Annotated in this window: 19 protein-coding genes and 2 pseudogenes; 12 read left to right on the top strand and 9 right to left on the bottom strand. The window is 61.0% G+C overall.

The window, feature by feature from the left end:
* Positions 1–65 precede the first annotated feature (65 nt).
* Together V1277_RS23130 and V1277_RS23125 are read right to left on the bottom strand one after the other, a co-directional pair.
* Positions 66–761 carry a PEPxxWA-CTERM sorting domain-containing protein gene (locus V1277_RS23130; protein WP_334418259.1) on the bottom strand — a complete coding sequence of 232 codons (696 nt, stop codon included), beginning with the start codon at positions 759–761 and terminating at the stop codon, positions 66–68.
* Positions 762–1,017: 256 nt separating this feature from the next.
* The gene (locus V1277_RS23125) at positions 1,018–1,272 is read right to left on the bottom strand and encodes a hypothetical protein (protein ID WP_334418258.1); all 255 of its coding nucleotides are present in this window, start codon (positions 1,270–1,272) and stop codon (positions 1,018–1,020) included.
* Positions 1,273–1,422: 150 nt separating this feature from the next.
* Here V1277_RS23125 and V1277_RS23120 point away from each other — a divergent pair, with 150 nt between their 5' ends.
* The 3 genes from V1277_RS23120 to V1277_RS23110 all read left to right on the top strand — a co-directional run bounded on the left by V1277_RS23120 (position 1,423) and on the right by V1277_RS23110 (position 4,633).
* Positions 1,423–1,614, top strand: coding sequence for a hypothetical protein (locus V1277_RS23120; RefSeq protein ID WP_334418257.1), 192 nt, complete (start codon positions 1,423–1,425; stop codon positions 1,612–1,614).
* A 328-nt stretch (positions 1,615–1,942) separates the two neighbouring features.
* Positions 1,943–3,130, top strand: a complete 1,188-nt coding sequence (gene wecB / locus V1277_RS23115) for a non-hydrolyzing UDP-N-acetylglucosamine 2-epimerase (protein WP_334418256.1) — start codon at positions 1,943–1,945, stop codon at positions 3,128–3,130.
* A 3-nt stretch (positions 3,131–3,133) separates the two neighbouring features.
* Positions 3,134–4,633 carry a glycosyl transferase family protein gene (locus tag V1277_RS23110; RefSeq protein ID WP_334418255.1) on the top strand — a complete coding sequence of 500 codons (1,500 nt, stop codon included), beginning with the start codon at positions 3,134–3,136 and terminating at the stop codon, positions 4,631–4,633.
* Here V1277_RS23110 and V1277_RS23105 read toward each other — a convergent pair whose 3' ends face one another.
* Positions 4,634–4,939, bottom strand: a complete 306-nt coding sequence (locus V1277_RS23105; RefSeq protein ID WP_334418254.1) for a hypothetical protein — start codon at positions 4,937–4,939, stop codon at positions 4,634–4,636.
* A gap of 368 nt (positions 4,940–5,307) precedes the next feature.
* Here V1277_RS23105 and V1277_RS23100 point away from each other — a divergent pair, with 368 nt between their 5' ends.
* A complete protein-coding gene (locus V1277_RS23100; protein WP_334418253.1) occupies positions 5,308–5,592 on the top strand; it encodes a type II toxin-antitoxin system Phd/YefM family antitoxin in 285 nt (94 codons plus the stop codon).
* On the top strand, positions 5,589–6,011 hold the full coding sequence (locus tag V1277_RS23095; RefSeq protein WP_334418252.1) for a type II toxin-antitoxin system VapC family toxin: 423 nt from the start codon (positions 5,589–5,591) through the stop codon (positions 6,009–6,011). The genes V1277_RS23100 and V1277_RS23095 overlap by 4 nt, the downstream gene beginning before the upstream one ends.
* A 29-nt stretch (positions 6,012–6,040) precedes the next feature.
* On the opposite strand, the pseudogene V1277_RS23090 reads toward V1277_RS23095, so the two are convergent.
* A pseudogene (locus V1277_RS23090) lies at positions 6,041–6,352 on the bottom strand (VWA domain-containing protein); the annotation flags it as partial.
* A 1-nt stretch (position 6,353) separates the two neighbouring features.
* Here V1277_RS23090 and V1277_RS23085 point away from each other — a divergent pair.
* Positions 6,354–6,740, top strand: coding sequence for a flavin reductase family protein (locus V1277_RS23085; protein WP_334418251.1), 387 nt, complete (start codon positions 6,354–6,356; stop codon positions 6,738–6,740).
* An 87-nt stretch (positions 6,741–6,827) separates the two neighbouring features.
* On the top strand, positions 6,828–7,118 hold the full coding sequence (locus tag V1277_RS23080; RefSeq protein WP_334418250.1) for a hypothetical protein: 291 nt from the start codon (positions 6,828–6,830) through the stop codon (positions 7,116–7,118).
* A 73-nt stretch (positions 7,119–7,191) separates the two neighbouring features.
* On the opposite strand, the gene V1277_RS23075 is transcribed toward V1277_RS23080, so the two are convergent.
* Positions 7,192–7,590 carry a hypothetical protein gene (locus tag V1277_RS23075; RefSeq protein ID WP_334418249.1) on the bottom strand — a complete coding sequence of 133 codons (399 nt, stop codon included), beginning with the start codon at positions 7,588–7,590 and terminating at the stop codon, positions 7,192–7,194.
* A 65-nt stretch (positions 7,591–7,655) separates the two neighbouring features.
* Here V1277_RS23075 and V1277_RS23070 point away from each other — a divergent pair, with 65 nt between their 5' ends.
* From V1277_RS23070 to V1277_RS23060, 3 genes are all read left to right on the top strand, one after another.
* Positions 7,656–9,164: an ATP-binding protein gene (locus V1277_RS23070; protein WP_334418247.1), complete on the top strand. Its 1,509-nt coding sequence runs from the start codon at positions 7,656–7,658 to the stop codon at positions 9,162–9,164.
* Positions 9,165–9,369: 205 nt separating this feature from the next.
* On the top strand, positions 9,370–9,852 hold the full coding sequence (greA, locus tag V1277_RS23065; protein ID WP_334418246.1) for a transcription elongation factor GreA: 483 nt from the start codon (positions 9,370–9,372) through the stop codon (positions 9,850–9,852).
* A 110-nt stretch (positions 9,853–9,962) separates the two neighbouring features.
* Complete coding sequence (locus V1277_RS23060; RefSeq protein WP_334418245.1) at positions 9,963–10,238, top strand: hypothetical protein; 276 nt, start codon at positions 9,963–9,965, stop codon at positions 10,236–10,238.
* Between the two features lie 208 nt (positions 10,239–10,446).
* Here V1277_RS23060 and V1277_RS23055 read toward each other — a convergent pair whose 3' ends face one another.
* The 4 genes and pseudogenes from V1277_RS23055 to V1277_RS23040 form a co-directional block, all read right to left on the bottom strand.
* Positions 10,447–10,644 carry a hypothetical protein gene (locus V1277_RS23055; RefSeq protein WP_334418244.1) on the bottom strand — a complete coding sequence of 66 codons (198 nt, stop codon included), beginning with the start codon at positions 10,642–10,644 and terminating at the stop codon, positions 10,447–10,449.
* Positions 10,645–10,963: 319 nt separating this feature from the next.
* Positions 10,964–11,797 carry an N-acyl homoserine lactonase family protein gene (locus V1277_RS23050; RefSeq protein ID WP_334418243.1) on the bottom strand — a complete coding sequence of 278 codons (834 nt, stop codon included), beginning with the start codon at positions 11,795–11,797 and terminating at the stop codon, positions 10,964–10,966.
* A 2-nt stretch (positions 11,798–11,799) separates the two neighbouring features.
* A pseudogene (locus tag V1277_RS23045) lies at positions 11,800–12,184 on the bottom strand (carboxymuconolactone decarboxylase family protein).
* A gap of 41 nt (positions 12,185–12,225) precedes the next feature.
* A complete protein-coding gene (locus V1277_RS23040) occupies positions 12,226–13,569 on the bottom strand; it encodes an MmgE/PrpD family protein (RefSeq protein WP_334418242.1) in 1,344 nt (447 codons plus the stop codon).
* Positions 13,570–13,694: 125 nt separating this feature from the next.
* On the opposite strand from V1277_RS23040, the gene V1277_RS23035 reads away from it, so the two are divergent.
* Together V1277_RS23035 and V1277_RS23030 are read left to right on the top strand one after the other, a co-directional pair.
* Positions 13,695–14,645 carry an NAD(P)-dependent oxidoreductase gene (locus tag V1277_RS23035; protein WP_334420437.1) on the top strand — a complete coding sequence of 317 codons (951 nt, stop codon included), beginning with the start codon at positions 13,695–13,697 and terminating at the stop codon, positions 14,643–14,645.
* 32 nt (positions 14,646–14,677) lie between these two features.
* Positions 14,678–16,075 carry an MmgE/PrpD family protein gene (locus V1277_RS23030; RefSeq protein WP_334418241.1) on the top strand — a complete coding sequence of 466 codons (1,398 nt, stop codon included), beginning with the start codon at positions 14,678–14,680 and terminating at the stop codon, positions 16,073–16,075.
* Position 16,076 lies beyond the last annotated feature (1 nt).

Below are 16,076 nucleotides of genomic sequence, written 5' to 3'. Positions count from 1 at the left end.
CGCGCAACACGCGAAAAGGCCGCCTGTAAGGCGGCCTTCGCGTTCCAGGTCAATATGCGATGCGATCAGGCAGCCGCGTTGGCGCCGTATCGCCGTCGGTAAGTCAGGAATCCAACACCGACAAAGCCGAGAATCATCATCGCCCAGGTCGACGGCTCGGGAACGGCCGCGACATGCTCGTTGAAGCCGGTGACGAGGCCGGTGCTCAGATTGCCACCGGGTCCGTTCGGACCGCTGTACTGGCGTGAGCTCGTCACGGTGTTGGTGGTGTCGGAATCGAGGTACAGTGGCGATCTCGACGAGCTGAGATCCCAGTTCGTGACGATCATCAGCAGATTCTTGCCGCTCGACGGATCGTAGTTGAACGTCGTCGACAACAGGAAATCAAGTTCGCCATCGGAAACCGAAGGTGCCAGACCGTCAAACACCAATGTGGCTGAGCTGAAATCCGGAATGTTGTTGGCGATCGCGCCGACCTGCTGCGACGTCGTCGACAGATAGATCCGGAAGTTTCCTGAATTCGGCGTGCCGCCGGGATTGACCTTGTTGTAGAAGGTCAGCTCGCTGATCGCGAGCGCCGAACTGAAAGCGCTGTCGTCATAGACCTGCTGATAGATGTAGCCGGACTGGGCGCTGCCGAACGGCGCCGAATTGGTGTTAAGGGGATTCGGGTTGGCCGTACCCACCACCACGGCTTGCGCCGGCGAAAATGCCGTGGCGAACAGCAACGCTATCGCTGCTGTCTGAAACGATCGTCTCACGAAACTCTCCTGTCCATATTTTCGATGACCGATGTTTTGATTTTTCAATTGGCATCGATGCGACGCGGGTCGCGTCCGTCGGATCATGGGCAGCGACTGCAAAAGTGGGATGACACCTTCATGTCACGCGTTCGCCGGATCAAATCGCGAGGAGCCGGGATTTTACGGGGTAAGGCCCTAAAATCGCTGATACTTTTCCCCTGGGCATTGACCGCCGCAATATTATATTCTAGCTTTAAACTTTAATTGATTAATTCTATTTCCAACGGTGGCGGCCGTGGATACAAAACTTAGTTCCGATTTGCGACGATTGCGATACGCCCTTGAGGCGGTTTCCGCGGACCTGGACGCGATTGAGCAGCGGCCGCACCCCTCCCTTCGCTCGGCCGCCGAGAATCTCGAGGGATATCAACGAGACGGCCTTGAGACATTCGTCGATCGTTTTGCCTTTGCGGTAAAACAGGGCGTCCTGCGGTAAATAACGGCAGCCCGCAAGCGTCGAGTCTTCCACCGGCTATCGCAGCGCCGCGAAAATCACCGATACCAGGCAAGCCCATTTGTATGGCATAGCACTCGTACGCCATTGCCGGTTTCATCGTTACGTTGTGACCCGACTGATAAGTTTATAATTCAATTCGGGTTGCTGGGTTGAGATCCATTTATGCCGATCGATATTGCAAAAACCTATCTCGAGGTTCAGCAGCTTCGCAAAGAGGTTCGCAGGGCAGAACTCGACATCATCATTTCTTTCGGGCGTCCGCCCGACCGCTCTCTTCACAACCGGGGCGTGAACGCCAGTGCTTTGCAGACGACCAATTCACAAATGCCTCTTGTAAAGCGAAACCAGAATTAACTAACTGGCCTTGGCAGTTGCATGATCCGTAACGGTCGCACGCTGCCCCAACCGGATCGCTTTCGCCCCAGTCAGAAATCTATTCCGGGCGTCGCTTGATGGTTAAGCGTTATGCTCTCGCAGAAAAAACGTGCGAGCATTTACCATGCATCCAAAGTCTTCTCCGGACTTCTACGGTATTCTCCGAAAATCCATTTAAATCAATTGTCTGGTTTAGGGCTGCGGGCTAGATTGCCGGCGATTCCTAATCGTGCCGTCGGGTTTAGTGGTGATGTAACGGCATTTCGGTTGTCGTGTCGTGGGGACGATGCGATCTAGAAAGCACGGTATGCATCACCCACGCAGAGAGCATTTCAGCAACTCAACGCCTGTCCGCACTTTTGTTTTTGTGATTGGCACCCGCCCTGAAGTCATCAAGGTGGCCCCTATCGTCCGCCGCCTGCGCGATGCCGCATGGGCGACCGTTCGGGTCGTAACGTCCGGCCAGCAGAGCGATCTTCTCGACAGCACCCTTGCCGAATTCGACCTCCGCCCTGACCTCTCGATCCGCCATCGAAGTAATTGTCACACGCCGTCAGTTCTCGCCAGCCTGCTCATTCGCCGTCTGGACCGGTATTTCGGGCAGGTTCGCCCGGATTGCGTTCTGGCCCAGGGCGACACGACCACCGCCTATGCATCGTCGATTGCGGCGTTCTACCGCAAGATTCCCTTTGTGCATGTAGAGGCTGGGCTGCGCACGCCAAGCCTTGACGCGCCCTTCCCCGAAGAATTTCACCGCCGTTCGATCGCCGTATCCACTTCTCTCCACTGCGCGCCCACCTCGGCGGCGGCACAGAACCTCGCGCGCGAGAACATTGCGCAGGACAAGATTATCGTTTCGGGAAACACCGTAATCGACTCGTTGCTCGAAGTCGCCGCTTCAAGGCCGGCGCTACCCGCCGACTTTCCGAGGCTACGGACCATTCTCCTCACCGCGCATCGGCGTGAAAATTTTGGCGCGCCGTTACGCGATGCGTTCACCGCGATCAGGGCCTTCGTCGATCTCACCCCCGACGTCGCCGTGTATTTTCCGGTTCATCCCAATCCAAACGCGCGCGAAACCGCTATCGAGATTCTTTCGGGGCATCCCCGAATCAGGCTGGTCGATCCACTGGGTTACCGCGACGTCGTCGCCGCAATACAAAATGCATGGTGCGTCGTGACTGACAGCGGTGGCCTTCAAGAAGAGGCGCCAGCGCTTGGCAAGCCCGTTCTGGTGTTGCGCGATGTAACCGAGAGGCCCGAGGCGGTGGCATCGGGGGTTGTCGAGTTGATCGGGACTTCCCGCCAAGCGGTCTTCGGGGCGTTGTTCGAACTGCGCAACAACAGGGCGAAATATACTCGCATGGCCCGGCCGGTGTTTCCCTATGGAGATGGTCACGCCAGCAAGCGGATCGTCGACGCTCTCTACCGGCAATTCGGCCTGCCGCCGCAGACGCGCGCCGCCGATATCGTTCAGCTTCAGCACGCGTCCTGACAAATGACACAAGCCCTCCCTTTCATCTTCCAATATCTCTATGTCGTCGAGATCCTGATGCTGATCGCGGGTGTGATCATCGCGATTTCCAGCATCGACGATCTCGTGGTGGACCTGATGTACTGGAGCAGCAGGCTGCTCGGCACGGCGGACAGCAAGTCCAAGGGGTTGCCGAGCGTTGAAATACTCGAGCAAATCCCCGAGCGCCCGATCGCCATCATGGTGCCGTGCTGGAAGGAGCACGACGTCATTTTTTCGATGCTTTCGTCGAACTCCCGGCTCGTGCGCTACAATCACGCGCATTACTTTGTCGGCGTTTATCTGAACGATCCCCTCACCCAGGCCGAGGTGCGCAAGGCGCAGGGGCTGTACAAGAACATCCACATGGTTCTGGTCCCGCATGACGGTCCAACCAGCAAGGCCGACTGCCTGAACCAGACGATCTCCGACATCTTCATGTTCGAGGCCGAGCACAAGATCAGGTTTGCGGGACTCGTGATGCACGATTCCGAAGACCTCATTCATCCGCTGGAGCTAAAGCTCTTCAACAAGCTGGTCGACATCCACGACTTCATCCAGTTGCCGGTTTACTCGTTCTCCCGGCCGATCACCTCGCTGATCGCGGGCCTCTACATGGATGAATTCGCCGAGATGCATACCAAGGACCTCGAGGTCCGGCAGCGGATCAGCGGCGTCATTCCCTGTGCCGGCGTCTCGGCATGCTTCAGCCGGGAGGCGATCCAGCACCTCAACGATCAGAATCACGGCGAGGCTTTCCGCACATCGTCGTTCACGGAAGACTATGACATCGCGTTCCGCGTCTCGGAGCTCGGGTTCAATTCCGCATTCATTGCCTATCCGGCCAACTATGCGATCGATATCGACATCGATAGCGGCAACCCGGGGATTCTCTACCGGTCGCTTCCCGTGGCAACCCGCGAATTCTTTCCCTCAGGCCTGGAAGCCGCGTATCGCCAGCGCGCGCGCTGGTTGCTCGGCATCGTATTCCAGGGCTCACATGAGCACGGCTGGAAAGGCTCTCTCGGGACCAAGTATTTCCTGGCGCGTGACAGGAAGGGCGTCATCACCAGCCCGGCCGTCATGCTCGCCTATTTTGCGCTCGCCAATCTGACGATATTCGAACTCTATCGGGCAGTCTTCGATCCCGAAAAGCAGTTTGTTTATACCCTGCTGAACCAGAATTGGGCGATGTGGCTGTTCTTTGTGAACTTCCTGTTTCTGGTCTGGCGGCTGTTCAACCGAATGACGTTCACGGGCATGATCTACAATGTGCGTCACGCCCTGATGGCCGCGCCGAGGCTTGTCGTTGGCAATTTCGTCAACTTCTTCGCGACCTGGCGCGCCGTGCGCATTTATCTGAGCCACCGGATATCCGGCACGACCCTCGTGTGGGATAAGACTTCGCACTCTTACCCCGTGCACATGGGCGACCTCACCCTGCCACGGCCGGCCGTGGCGGCTGATGGCGCCGGAGCCGAATAGTTAGGCCGCCAGCATCGTCTGGCGTTCGGGCTGCTGATTTTCGGCCGGGCTTGGCCCAAGGATAATACGTACGAACGAGCGCATGCCGAGGAAGGCCGCGCAGATCACGATCGCAGCAAGTTGGAGGCTGGGGTAAAGAATAATCGCCCCAAGAACGAGCCAGCCGGCCGCAATAGCCAGGAAGTCGACAAGCCTTGAGCTCTTGCATTCGGCGGGATCGAGGCCCCGATCGAGCGCACTGGCGATCGCATCGAAGCCGTCAATCGTATCTCTGCTCGACGCGCTGGTTAGATCACGTGAAAACATCAGACACCCCAAAAAGAGCCTCTCGCGGGCTCTCGGGGGCATTTGGCGGGACGACTATTGCCTGCGGCTCAAACCGACCGTTACAGTTTTATCCAACTCGCCGTTTTCGAATGCGGGAGTCTGGCACCTCCCTGACATCAATAATTTCGGGCTAATTAACTCGTTCGAATTTGCCTTGGGCGCCGATTGGAGGCCAAAGCCAAGCGCACGGCGGGCGGCTGCCGGGATCCGCGCCGAGGCAGGAATGCGTGCAGCACCGTTTCTCCCATGGGCGAATTACCCTTTCTGAAGCGTAACTTACCTATTGCGCGGGCGCATTCGGCCAATATATAGTCACGATAGTCATATTGGTCACTTAAGGTTTGGGCATGACAAAGGCCAACAAGACATCCTCCTCACCGTCCCCTGGCGGCACCTGGACTCTCGCGGGTGCCAAGGCCCGGCTCTCGGAGGTGGTTGATCGTGCCCAGGCCGGCCCCCAAACCATCACCCGTAACGGCAAGCCGAGCGCGGTGATCGTCTCGGCCGAGGAATGGGCGCGCAAGACCGCGCGCAAAGGCACCCTGGCCGAGTTCCTGCTCGCATCGCCGCTGCGTGGCGCCGATCTCGAGCTGGACCGCCAGCGCGACACGCCGCGTGACGTGACGCTGTGAACCTCCTGCTCGATACCAACGTGCTGTCGGAGGTGCAGCGACCGGCGCCCGATCTGAAGGTGCTCGGCTGGCTTGATGCCGTCGACGAGGACCGGGTGTTCATCAGTGTCGCTTCGATCGCTGAACTTCGGCGCGGCATTGCGTTGATGGACGACGGCCGCCGACGCGCCGCGTTGACCGCCTGGCTCGCCGACGATTTGCCTGCACGCTTTGCCGAGCGGATCCTGCCGATCGATCACGCGGTTGCCGAGCACTGGGGCGACCTAATGGCGCAGAGCCGTCGAAGCGGAGTTGCGCTGGCCATTATGGATGGCTTCTTTGCGGCGACCGCGCTCGCCAAAGACCTCACGCTGGTCACGCGCAACATCAAGGATTTTACGTCATTTGGCATGCGGCTATTCAACCCGTGGGACGAATAGTTACTTGGCGCGTCGCTGGGCAGCCCGCTTCAGCGGGCCAATTGCCGGTAGATCGCTGGAAGCGCCGCCGGCAGTCGACGGATGTTACCGACGATGGCGTAGCCGCCGCGCCCGAACAGCGTGGGAAAGTAGGACTGGGCGTTTGCGTCGACCGTGACGCCGAACACCGCAACTCCGGAACGTCGGGCCTCCCGCACGGCCGTGCGGGTGTCTTCGACCGCAAAGCGGCCTTCATAATGATCGACGTCGTTGGGCTTTCCATCGGTCAGCACCAACAAAAGTTTCTTGCGCTGGGGTTGACGGGCGAGCTCGGCAGCGGCATGGCGCACCGCCGCGCCGACGGTGAGCTCGGTTACGTCGCTTTGCATCGATCCGCCCTGCCTGCTGGTCGGCATCAATACCAGCTCGGAGACTCATGACGCAATTCTCCACAGCGGCCACTTTGGCGTCAGCCTCCTCGGCATGGCCCAGCACGACCTCGCTTTGCGTTTCGCCGGTCGTGGCGGTGTGAAGGGTGTCGATCGGTTCGAGACCGCGGCTTGGAATCAGGGAATCCTGGACGTGCCGGTTTTACGAACATCGATCTGCGCACTGGAATGTGTGCTGCACCAGCATCAGGTGGTCGGCACGCACGGTATCTTCATCGGGAGGATCGTTGCGACGCGGGACGGTGATGGCGTCCCTCTCGTCAATTTTCACGGCGAGCTTCGGTCGCTATCTGCGTACTGACGGCATCGCGATAATTGCGCCGGCGTTTGCGCGCCGATCGAGCGCTACCCGCAACTCCGGCCTCGGCAAGGAAATTGAGAGGTGATCGTGGAATGCACACCCGAAGGCGGCGTACGCCTCGCAGAGCCGTTCGATTTTCGCAATTTCAAGCTGGTGCTGAAAGGCACGACCGGCGTCCGACCTGCTTCGATCGAGAGCATCACTTTCGTCGATGACCGCAATGCGCTCGTCCCCATCGACCTTGTCCCTGCACTGCCCGGTCGACCGGATGACGCGGCCTGGGAGGCGGCCTATGCCGACATGATCGAGCAAGCCCGCAGGCACGGCTGGATCGATGCAAACGCAAACGCGATCCGTGCCCACGTCGAAAGGAAATAGCGCGAACCGTTCCCAGCCGCGGAGCCCGCGCCGACATGCCCGCAGCATCGTACCATTCTCTCGCCAGAAATAATCAAAACAGGATGCGATAAACACGATCGAACACTTGGCGGAGGATCAGGCCCGCCTCTATGAGAACGCCCGGCCGTCTATCAGTCCATTGCCGATCGGGTATCAAACGGCGCTTATGAGCACGCGCCGCATGGCTCTCTTCGGGGCGAAGCGGCCAAACCCCGCCCCGTCGAATCGGGCAGCTTTGTGCCAATATCGGCCGTTCGACGAATGGCCATGCGCTTGTCGTCGATACAGGTCGCAGACCGAACGATGTCGATCTCGCCGCGCTCACGCGCTCGCCGAAAACCTTCGTCCACAACCTCGGCAGCCGCTTGCGGTGCGTGAAGTGTGCTAGGTCGGCGTCCATCTGGGCTGATGGCGTTCGACCAGCCGTGGAGAACACCGAGTGGTCGGCCATGGGTGCTCGACGGGCTGCGATGGGGTTGTTAAGCCCGCCCGCCTAGGAAGATTTTGAGTCGAGACATGACCGTTGCGATCGAGATGGGACATACGACGGCAGGCGCCCCGGCTAACCTGGACCTTGAGGAACTGCTGGCGACCCGCCTGCTGGTGCAGGGCAATTCGGGTTCCGGCAAATCCCATCTGTTGCGCCGGCTGCTGGAACAGAGTGCCCCCTGGGTGCAGCAGACCATCATCGACCCCGAAGGCGACTTCGTGGCGCTTTCCGACCGGTTCGGCCACCTCCTGATCGATGCCGAGGACCATACCGAGCGGGGCCTGCAGGTCGCCGGCGAGCGAGCGCGCATCCATCGCGTCTCCACGGTGCTCAATCTTGAGGGGCTCGACGCCGAGAACCAGATGCGGCGCGCCGCCGCCTTCCTCGGTGGGCTTTTCGAGGTCGCCCGCGACCATTGGTACCCGATGTTGGTGGTGGTGGATGAGGCGCAGCTCTTCGCGCCGGCAGTCGCCGGCGAGGTTTCGGACGAGGCGCGCAAGCTGTCGCTCGGCGCCATGACGAACCTGATGTGCCGTGGCCGCAAACGCGGGCTTGCAGGGGTCATCGCCACCCAGCGACTGGCGAAGCTCGCCAAGAACGTCGCGGCCGAGGCTTCCAACTTCCTCATGGGCCGAACCTTTCTGGATATCGACATGGCGCGCGCAGCCGACCTTCTGGGCATGGAACGGCGACAGGCAGAGGCCTTCCGGGATCTGGAGCGCGGGCAATTCATGGCGCTGGGACCGGCCCTCTCCCGTCGTCCGCTGGGGCTGCGCATTGGTCCAACGGACACCACGCCGCGCAACGCGACCCCGCGCCTGATGCCTCTGCCGGAAGCGACACTGGACGCACGCGCCATCATCCTGGCAGCGCCGCCGCCCGAGAATAATCGGCCCCAGCGCCGGTCGCCGCCAGACCTCCTCGGTCAGCTCATGGCGGCGAAAGCCGCGGCGCTGGAGATCCGTCCCGAAGCGACGGAGCAGCCGCTCGGCGCTGAGGAACTGGCGGAGCGGCGTGAGCGAGTGGACCGTATTCTGCGCGCCGTCATGGCGGAACCCGAGGCCGGATTCCGCGCCATCGGCGTCCTCTATCAGGAGTTCGTGGTCCGCTGCCGAATAGAGGGCCTCGGTTCGGCCGTGCCGGAGCTGGGTGATTTCCGTCGCATGCTGACGCGCGCCCGCGCCGGGCTCGGCTCCGATGTGGCAGAGGATGATGGGTGGCAGGATGTCTCGGTCCGCGCCTCACTTCTGCCGGAGGATATGCAGGGCGTCTTCATGATGATCGCCCGCGCCGCGAAGGAAGGTTGGCCCTGCCCAGGCGATGCAGCGATTGCACGCGCCTATGGCTCACATTCGTTGCGCCGTGCACGGCGTCTGCTGACCTACATCGAGGAGCAGGGTCTCATCGTTTGCCAACTCGACGGTGCCGGTCGGCGGACCGTAACGCTCGTCGAACTGGCTTGGGCGACGGCACCGGGCGACCCCAATGCCGAGGAACTGCCGGCGCAGCAAGGCTGCGGCGGCTCGACTCCATGATGCGACGGTCGAGCGCGCACTCAGATAATACCACGCATCAAGCCGTGGCTGTCTGCAGCAGAAGACTGCCACGGGGCTTGTGATACACAACTTGATAATGGCGCCCGTCAAAAGCCGTTGAGCGCTGCGCTATAGTTCCTTTGACGAGTCTGCGCTCTGGTCGCCGATCGCATTTTGCATGTCTCCCTTAAAAGGAGTTCTGAGCTTGAGCGTTGCCTTCACCAAGGAAGACAGTGCCGAAACTGCGTCGGAGACTTTGCTTCCCGACCGCCCGGTTTCGCCTCATCCGAACCTTGTCACGGAAGCGGGTTTAAAGGCTCTGGAATTTCAGCTCCAACAGGCTCGCGAGGCGTACGAGACCGCGCAGAAGATCGAAGACGTGAATGAACGCAGGCGGCAAGCAGCAACTCCCTTGCGTGATGCGCGCTACTTTGCGGCGAGAGTTCGGGCGGCTCAGATCATCCCCAATCCGACGTCAACTGACACTGTCGCCTTTGGGAGCACGGTGACGTTCAGGCGAGACGATGGGCGCGTACAGAAATATCGTATTGTGGGAGAGGACGAAGCGGATCCTAAGGCCGGTTCTATTTCCTTCGTATCACCAGTGGCAAGGCTTCTGATGGGCAAAACTGTTGGGGATGTCGTCGGCACATCCGGCCAGGAACTTGAGATCATTGCGATCTCGTAGCATGCCCGCCCCCCGCGCCGCGCCATTGACAGCCCGCGCTCGGCTGCCTCGGTGGAACACTCCGCGCCCTTGCCCGTTCTCTTCGATTAGAAAGAGGAAGGAACTGTCCCATGATGAAAATCGCTATTGCCGTGGCGGCTGCCGCAGCGGTGCTGACAACTGCTCCGCTTGTCACTCCGGTCAAGGCCCAAGGCGTCGATGTTCAGGTCGGGCGGGACCGCGACTACGATAGGGACCATCGCCGACGGTACAACTCCGACACCACAGTAGGCGTCGGACCAGGCGGTGTCACCATCGGTCGAGGACAACGTTGTCGTACCGTGACCACCACAGTTGAAAGGGACGATGGCCGCATGATCAAGCGCAAGGAGCGCCGCTGCGACTAAAGCGGCGGAACTGACGTCCGGCCTCTGACCATAGCTCAACTCGGAGCGGGCACGGAGCGATGACGCTTGCGTCGCCATCATCTTGTGCGCTGGCGTTCTCCGATCGGCGAAATCCGTTTGACAACCAAAGCATTGACATTGTTGCCCCACCCAGACTCGTAGGGCGCTGGAGAACAGCGCCCTCGCTGCGGGGCGATATCTTCTCCGATCAGGTCTTGGCCTTCTGATCCGAGACCGCCTCGCGAGCCAGTCGCTCTGCTTTCAAACGCTCCCGATTTGCATGGAGCGCCTGTTGGGCGCGTTGATACTCGGAAAGCGCTGCTTTGGCGTCCGTGTCTCTGAAGAACTTTCGAGCTTCCCGTTCGGCCGCGGTGGGCGTCCTCCGCTCGGATATGTGATTGCTCATTTGCTCCTCCGTCGGTCGCAAACGGTCCTCGCGCCAGGTGGTACGCGCATCAGGACCGCCAACCTAGGTGGTAGGTTTTCCTCCGGCTTGAATTTTGGGGGTGTGAGTGCCAGAGGCAGGGATTCGACGCCTGACGAACCCGTTGGTTCCATTCCGTCTTGGCGGCTTCAAGTCGCATGGCCGGTGCCCCGAACGACTGAGCGCTCCTTGACAGCCGTAAGGCTGAGCCATCGGTCGAAGCCGCACGGACGGTCACGCGTGGTTATCATGGCCGTAGTGTCGTGAAGCAGGTTCGTGTCTGCCGATAATCGATGTCAGGCTAATGCCGCGAAAGATAGTCGGCGCGAACGGGCGCAGCGGCCGATGGCGGCGCATCAAGCCGCACGGCGACGCCCTCGAGCTGCGGGCTCGGGGACGGATAAAGCTTCATCACCAGCGGGTCGTGTCCTGGAACGATATGACTTTCGTCCGGCGCAAGTGCCAGCAGGCGGTCGAATCCCTCCAGCATTTCGCCGATGTGGAGCGCGGTCGTAAACGGACGTTCAGCAGCCATGTTCTCGTAAAAATGGCTGACATCGGAGGCGAGTACGACAAATCCTCGGCGGGTCCTGACCCGAACGAATTGAAGCCCGGCGGAATGGCCGCCAGCCGCATGTACCGTGAGCCCAGGCGCGAGCTCGGCATCGCCATCATAGAACAAGACTCGTCGCGCATAGTTCAGCCGTACAATCCCGCAAATATCGTCGACCTCGAATGAATGCGATAACCTCGGATATCGCATGAAGCGCCCCGTGGCATACGTCAGTTCACGCTCCTGCAGATGGAACCGCGCGTTGGGGAAGCGGTCGAAATTGCCGACATGGTCGTAGTGCAGATGTGTCAAGATGACATCCTCGACCTCGGTCGCATTGATGCCGAACGCGCCGAGCGTCTCCACCGGGCAGCGCAGGAACGTCCTCTTTCGTTTGCTCGATACTTCCGCGTTGAACCCGGTATCGATGACGAAGGTACGACCTCCGCCCCTCGCCACCCACACGAAATAGTCCATTGGCATCGGTCCATCATGCGGATCGCCACCGATGAAATGCTCGCTCCGCCGCGCATCGCGAGTAGCATAACGGATGGCAAACAGTTCGTATTCCTGTTCGGCCATGGTCAGGATTTCGTTTCAACTTCGTTGAACGCTTCCCGCGCGTTTCGGAACGCATCGATGCCCGAAGGGATGCCGCAATACACGGCGACCTGAAGCAGAATCTCCTTGATCTCGTCCTTGGTGAGGCCGTTCTTCAGCGCTCCCTTGACATGCAGCTTCAGTTCGTGAGGGCCGGTTCAGCGCTCCCAGCATCGCCAGATTGACGATGCTGCGGGTACGGCGGTCGAGTCCTGGCCGCGTCCACAACGCCCCCCAGCAAAACTCGGTCGACCACTCCGCCATTGTCCGGGTGAATTCGTCGGCGCCTGCGATGGATTTGTTGACGTACTCTTCGCCAAGCACTTCCTTGCGGACCTTCAATCCCTTGTCGAACAACTCAGTCATCATCGGCTCCTTCCATTGTTTGAGTACGGTTTTTCAACCCGTGCTCAGCCATGCGCCCTCATCAGGCTCGAGACGTCGGCAAGCGTGTCGAGACGCCAAACGTCGTCGATAATGCGATCGATATCCCATCCGCTTCCACCCAGCCGCCCGCAATTGCGAAATTTCGCTTCGATATCGCCATCCGACAACGGGTCGGCAAGACTTCCCTTTGCAGCCATCACGACCTCGCTGAACGTCTCTCCGGACGTCAGTTGGATCGTGACTCGCGCGGCGCCATCCGGAAGCGAAGCGTCAAGCACCGCTCCCACCTTCTGAAGCAAGGCCGCGATGTCGGGCCGAAACACGATCGCGTCGGAGAATTCGACGACACCGGCAGCACCCAGCAAGAGCGCGCAGGCGACGCAATGATGAATGCTGACGCGTGCGTCGCGTTCGTTGCGAACCGGACGGTCGCCGCGCGCCAGCAAGAGCGCAGAGCCCTGCACCGTGACGGAAGCTATATCATCGACACGCCGGTTCAATTCTGCCCGCAACTTGAAGCAGGCATCGATCACGGCATGGAACACGATGCCCGCCGGATAGGGCTTGTAGGTATTCCTCGCGATCTCCCAAGTCTTGCCGAGACCGCCCGTCAGGCGCCCAAGATCTGGTTCGTCTCCCATGGCGCGAGCCCAGCCGAGCCGTCCTTCAATGGCCCGCGGCGAAGCCGAATAGCCCTCGGCCGCGAGCAACGCCGCGAACAGGCCATTGCGCGCCGCATTGCCGACACTGACATTCTTGGCCGCGGTTGGAAGATTTTCGACGATCCCCGCGGACTGACTGGCCGCAATTCCGATCGCATCTGCGATCTTGCCTGCTGAGAGCCCGAGCAGCCAGGCACAGGCTGCGGCGGCGCCAAACACCCCGCAGGTCGATGTGATATGCCAGCCACGCGCATAGTGTCCCGGCGATACTGCGTTGCCGACGCGGCATTCGACTTCCACGCCGAGAATGAATGCGGTGAGAACGGCTTGCCCCGAAAACCCTCGCGCTTGCGCCAACGCCAGCACGGGCGCTGCGACCGGCGCCGCTGGATGAATGATCGTATCGAGATGGGTGTCGTCGAAATCGAGCAGATTGGCCGAAATGGCGTTGACGAACGCCGCGCCCATCGCATCGAGCCGTTCCGGACGACCGATCACCGCGGATGTCGCACCACCGCTGAATGGCAATAGCGCCCGCACCGCGCCGGCAACGGCGGGATCATTCGCCGATCCCAGCGCTGTCGCGAAGAAATTCAGGATCGAGCGTTTCGCCTCGTGACTTTGCGTCGCGACATCCATCCACGCGATGCCGGCAATGAAATCGGCGAGCGTTGTGCTGGCGCCTTGCGCTTCATCTTGCCGCACGGAGCGAATTCCTCGGACCTCGTTTTTCCGACCCTATTCCGGCGCACCGTGGCGTGTCGACAAGAATCTTATGCTTGACAGATTGACTGACAATCCGGACATTCGACGAAACGCGGCCGGGAGCCCTGCCGCAAAAAGAACAAAGAACGCCCGCCTCGGGCGGTACGACAGGGAGCGAGACGATGGCGGGAGAGACGATCGGCTTCGTGGGAACGGGCCGCATGGGCGGGCCGATGGCCGGGCGACTGATAGATGCCGGCTACACCCTGTGCGTCTACGATACGCAGAGCGAGGCCACCAAGCCGCTCGTCGCGCGCGGGGCGCGCCTTGCAAAATCGCCTGCCGAGGTTGCCTCGTCGGCAGATATCGTGCTGGCGAGCCTGCCGACCCCTGACATCGTCAAGGCCGTCGCACTAGGGCCTGACGGAATCATTGCGGGAAACCGCGCCCGCATCGTGATCGACCTGTCCACCAGCGGCCCCGGTGCAGCCAAACTGATCGCAGAAGGATTTAAACCCAGAAACCTGACGCTGGTGGATGCTCCGGTCAGCGGCGGCATCAAGGGCGCGGTGAACGGCACGCTCGCGGTCATGGTGTCGTGCCCCAAGGACACCTACGAGACCGTGCAGCCGATCCTAAAACACTTCGGAAAGCTGTTTTATACCGGCGACAAGCCGGGCACGGCGCAGACCGCAAAGCTCGCCAACAATCTGATGGCGGCGGCCGCCCTGGTGATCACGTCGGAAGCGGTCGCGATGGGCGTCAAGGGCGGTGTCGACGCCAAGGTGCTGATCGACATCATCAATGCCAGCAGCGGCCGCAACAGCGCGTCCGAAGACAAGTTCCCACGCGCCGTGCTTCCCGGCACGTTCGATTTCGGCTTCACCACCGGCCTTTCTTACAAGGACGTTCGGCTCTGCATCGATGAAGCCGAGGCCATGGGTGTACCGATGGTGTGCGGATCCGTGGTTCGGCAGATGCTTGCCATCACCAACGCCAAATATGGCGCGTCGTCCGATTTCACGTCGATCGCGAAGGTCCTTGAAGAGTGGGCCGGCGTGGAAATGCGCGGCTAAGATCCGGCAAAGCCGAGCGAGGAACGATTGCAATGACGATCGGGTCGAGCGGATCGAACGAGACGCCTCTGGCGCGGCAACTGGCCCGCGCTTCGCTCGCCGTCGATCTCAACCGATTCGATGAACGCGTCATCGCCAAGGCCAAGATTTGCCTTCTGGACTTTCTTTCCTGCGCATTCGAGGCGCGTCATCATCCGTGGAGCCGGCAGGCGATCGGCATCGCACGCCACACCGAGAACGGCGCAACCATCATCGGGACAAGCAAGCTTGCGACGCCAGGCGACGCGGCCTTTGCCAACGCGACGCTCGGCCATGGCTTGGTGCGTGAAGACATGCACGCTGCCAGCATCTGCCATCATGGCGTCGTGATCTGGCCGACGCTGCTCGCTCTGTTGGAACGAACGCCGCTGTCTGGCGCCACCCTGATCGCCGCTGCGATCGTCGGCTATGAGGCCGGCGCGCAGATCGGGCGAGCCCTCTTCAACGCCGATCTGGCGCGCCTTTATCGACCGACAGGCCTTGTCACACCGCCGGGAGCAGCCCTCGCGGCAAGCCGTGCACTGGGTCTCACCGAAGATGCTGCGACGAGCGCGGTCTCGATTGCCGCCAATACATCGTCCGGCCTGAATGAGTGGCCGCATGCCGGCGGCTCGGAGATGTATTTCCATCCGGGCTTTGCCGCCCGCAACGCCATCGCAGCGATTGAACTGGCGGAAGCTGGCGCCGCCGCCTCGGAAACCATCCTCGAAGGCGAAGCTGGATTGTTTGCGGCCTACCGACGCCAGGGCGCGCCTGCCGGCATCCGATTGTTTGCAGGCTCGGAGCCGGAAATCATGGCCGTCTACAACAAACCGGCGCCGGCCTGCAATTTTGCGCAAACCGCGGCGCAGGCCGCGTTGCGGGCGGCTCGTGAGCTTGATAGTTCGGAAGAGATCGAGGCGGTTTCGATCCTCGTCCCCGAAGCGGCGGCGCGCTATCCCGGCTGTGACTCCCGGGGGCCTTACCGGAATCCGCTGCAAGCCAAGATGAGCATTCCCTTCAGCGTCGCAGCCGTGCTTGCCCGCGGCGCCATTGAAGAGGACAACTACGCAGAGATCAATGACCCCAAAATCCTGCGTCTGGTCGAACGAACCGATCTGCAATGCGATTCCAGTTTCACGGCCGCCTTCCCGGCGCAGCAGGGTGCCGAAGTCTCGATCGGCCTGCGTAACGGAAAGACGATCCGGCAACGCCTCGACAATGTCATAGCGGCCACGCCGCAGGAAATCCGCACCCGCTTTCGACAGGCCGCCACGGACGCCATCGGCGGTAATCGCGCGCGCGGTCTGGAGGAGCTTGTCGACGGCTGCGAACGGCTCCCGGACAGCGGCGTCATCGCCAAGCAGTGCCGGCTTGAACCGGCAGAGCGGCTGCTCCGGCCAGCTTCGTGAT

This window comes from Bradyrhizobium sp. AZCC 1588, assembly GCF_036924735.1.
In the GTDB taxonomy this organism is placed as follows: Bacteria; Pseudomonadota; Alphaproteobacteria; order Rhizobiales; family Xanthobacteraceae; genus Bradyrhizobium.
Note: the sequence above shows the minus strand (reverse complement) of the source record. Positions and strands in the feature narration are given on the sequence as shown.

What these genes read in the sequence shown, in the direction of transcription:
- V1277_RS23120 (WP_334418257.1), top strand. Translation starts at nt 1,423, where the DNA reads ATGCCGATCGATATTGCAAAAACCTATCTCGAGGTTCAGCAGCTTCGC.
- wecB (WP_334418256.1), top strand. Translation starts at nt 1,943, where the DNA reads ATGCATCACCCACGCAGAGAGCATTTCAGCAACTCAACGCCTGTCCGC.
- V1277_RS23110 (WP_334418255.1), top strand. Translation starts at nt 3,134, where the DNA reads ATGACACAAGCCCTCCCTTTCATCTTCCAATATCTCTATGTCGTCGAG.
- V1277_RS23105 (WP_334418254.1), bottom strand. Translation starts at nt 4,939, where the DNA reads ATGTTTTCACGTGATCTAACCAGCGCGTCGAGCAGAGATACGATTGAC.
- V1277_RS23100 (WP_334418253.1), top strand. Translation starts at nt 5,308, where the DNA reads ATGACAAAGGCCAACAAGACATCCTCCTCACCGTCCCCTGGCGGCACC.
- V1277_RS23075 (WP_334418249.1), bottom strand. Translation starts at nt 7,590, where the DNA reads ATGGCCGACCACTCGGTGTTCTCCACGGCTGGTCGAACGCCATCAGCC.
- V1277_RS23070 (WP_334418247.1), top strand. Translation starts at nt 7,656, where the DNA reads ATGACCGTTGCGATCGAGATGGGACATACGACGGCAGGCGCCCCGGCT.
- V1277_RS23060 (WP_334418245.1), top strand. Translation starts at nt 9,963, where the DNA reads ATGATGAAAATCGCTATTGCCGTGGCGGCTGCCGCAGCGGTGCTGACA.
- V1277_RS23055 (WP_334418244.1), bottom strand. Translation starts at nt 10,644, where the DNA reads ATGAGCAATCACATATCCGAGCGGAGGACGCCCACCGCGGCCGAACGG.
- V1277_RS23050 (WP_334418243.1), bottom strand. Translation starts at nt 11,797, where the DNA reads ATGGCCGAACAGGAATACGAACTGTTTGCCATCCGTTATGCTACTCGC.
- V1277_RS23030 (WP_334418241.1), top strand. Translation starts at nt 14,678, where the DNA reads ATGACGATCGGGTCGAGCGGATCGAACGAGACGCCTCTGGCGCGGCAA.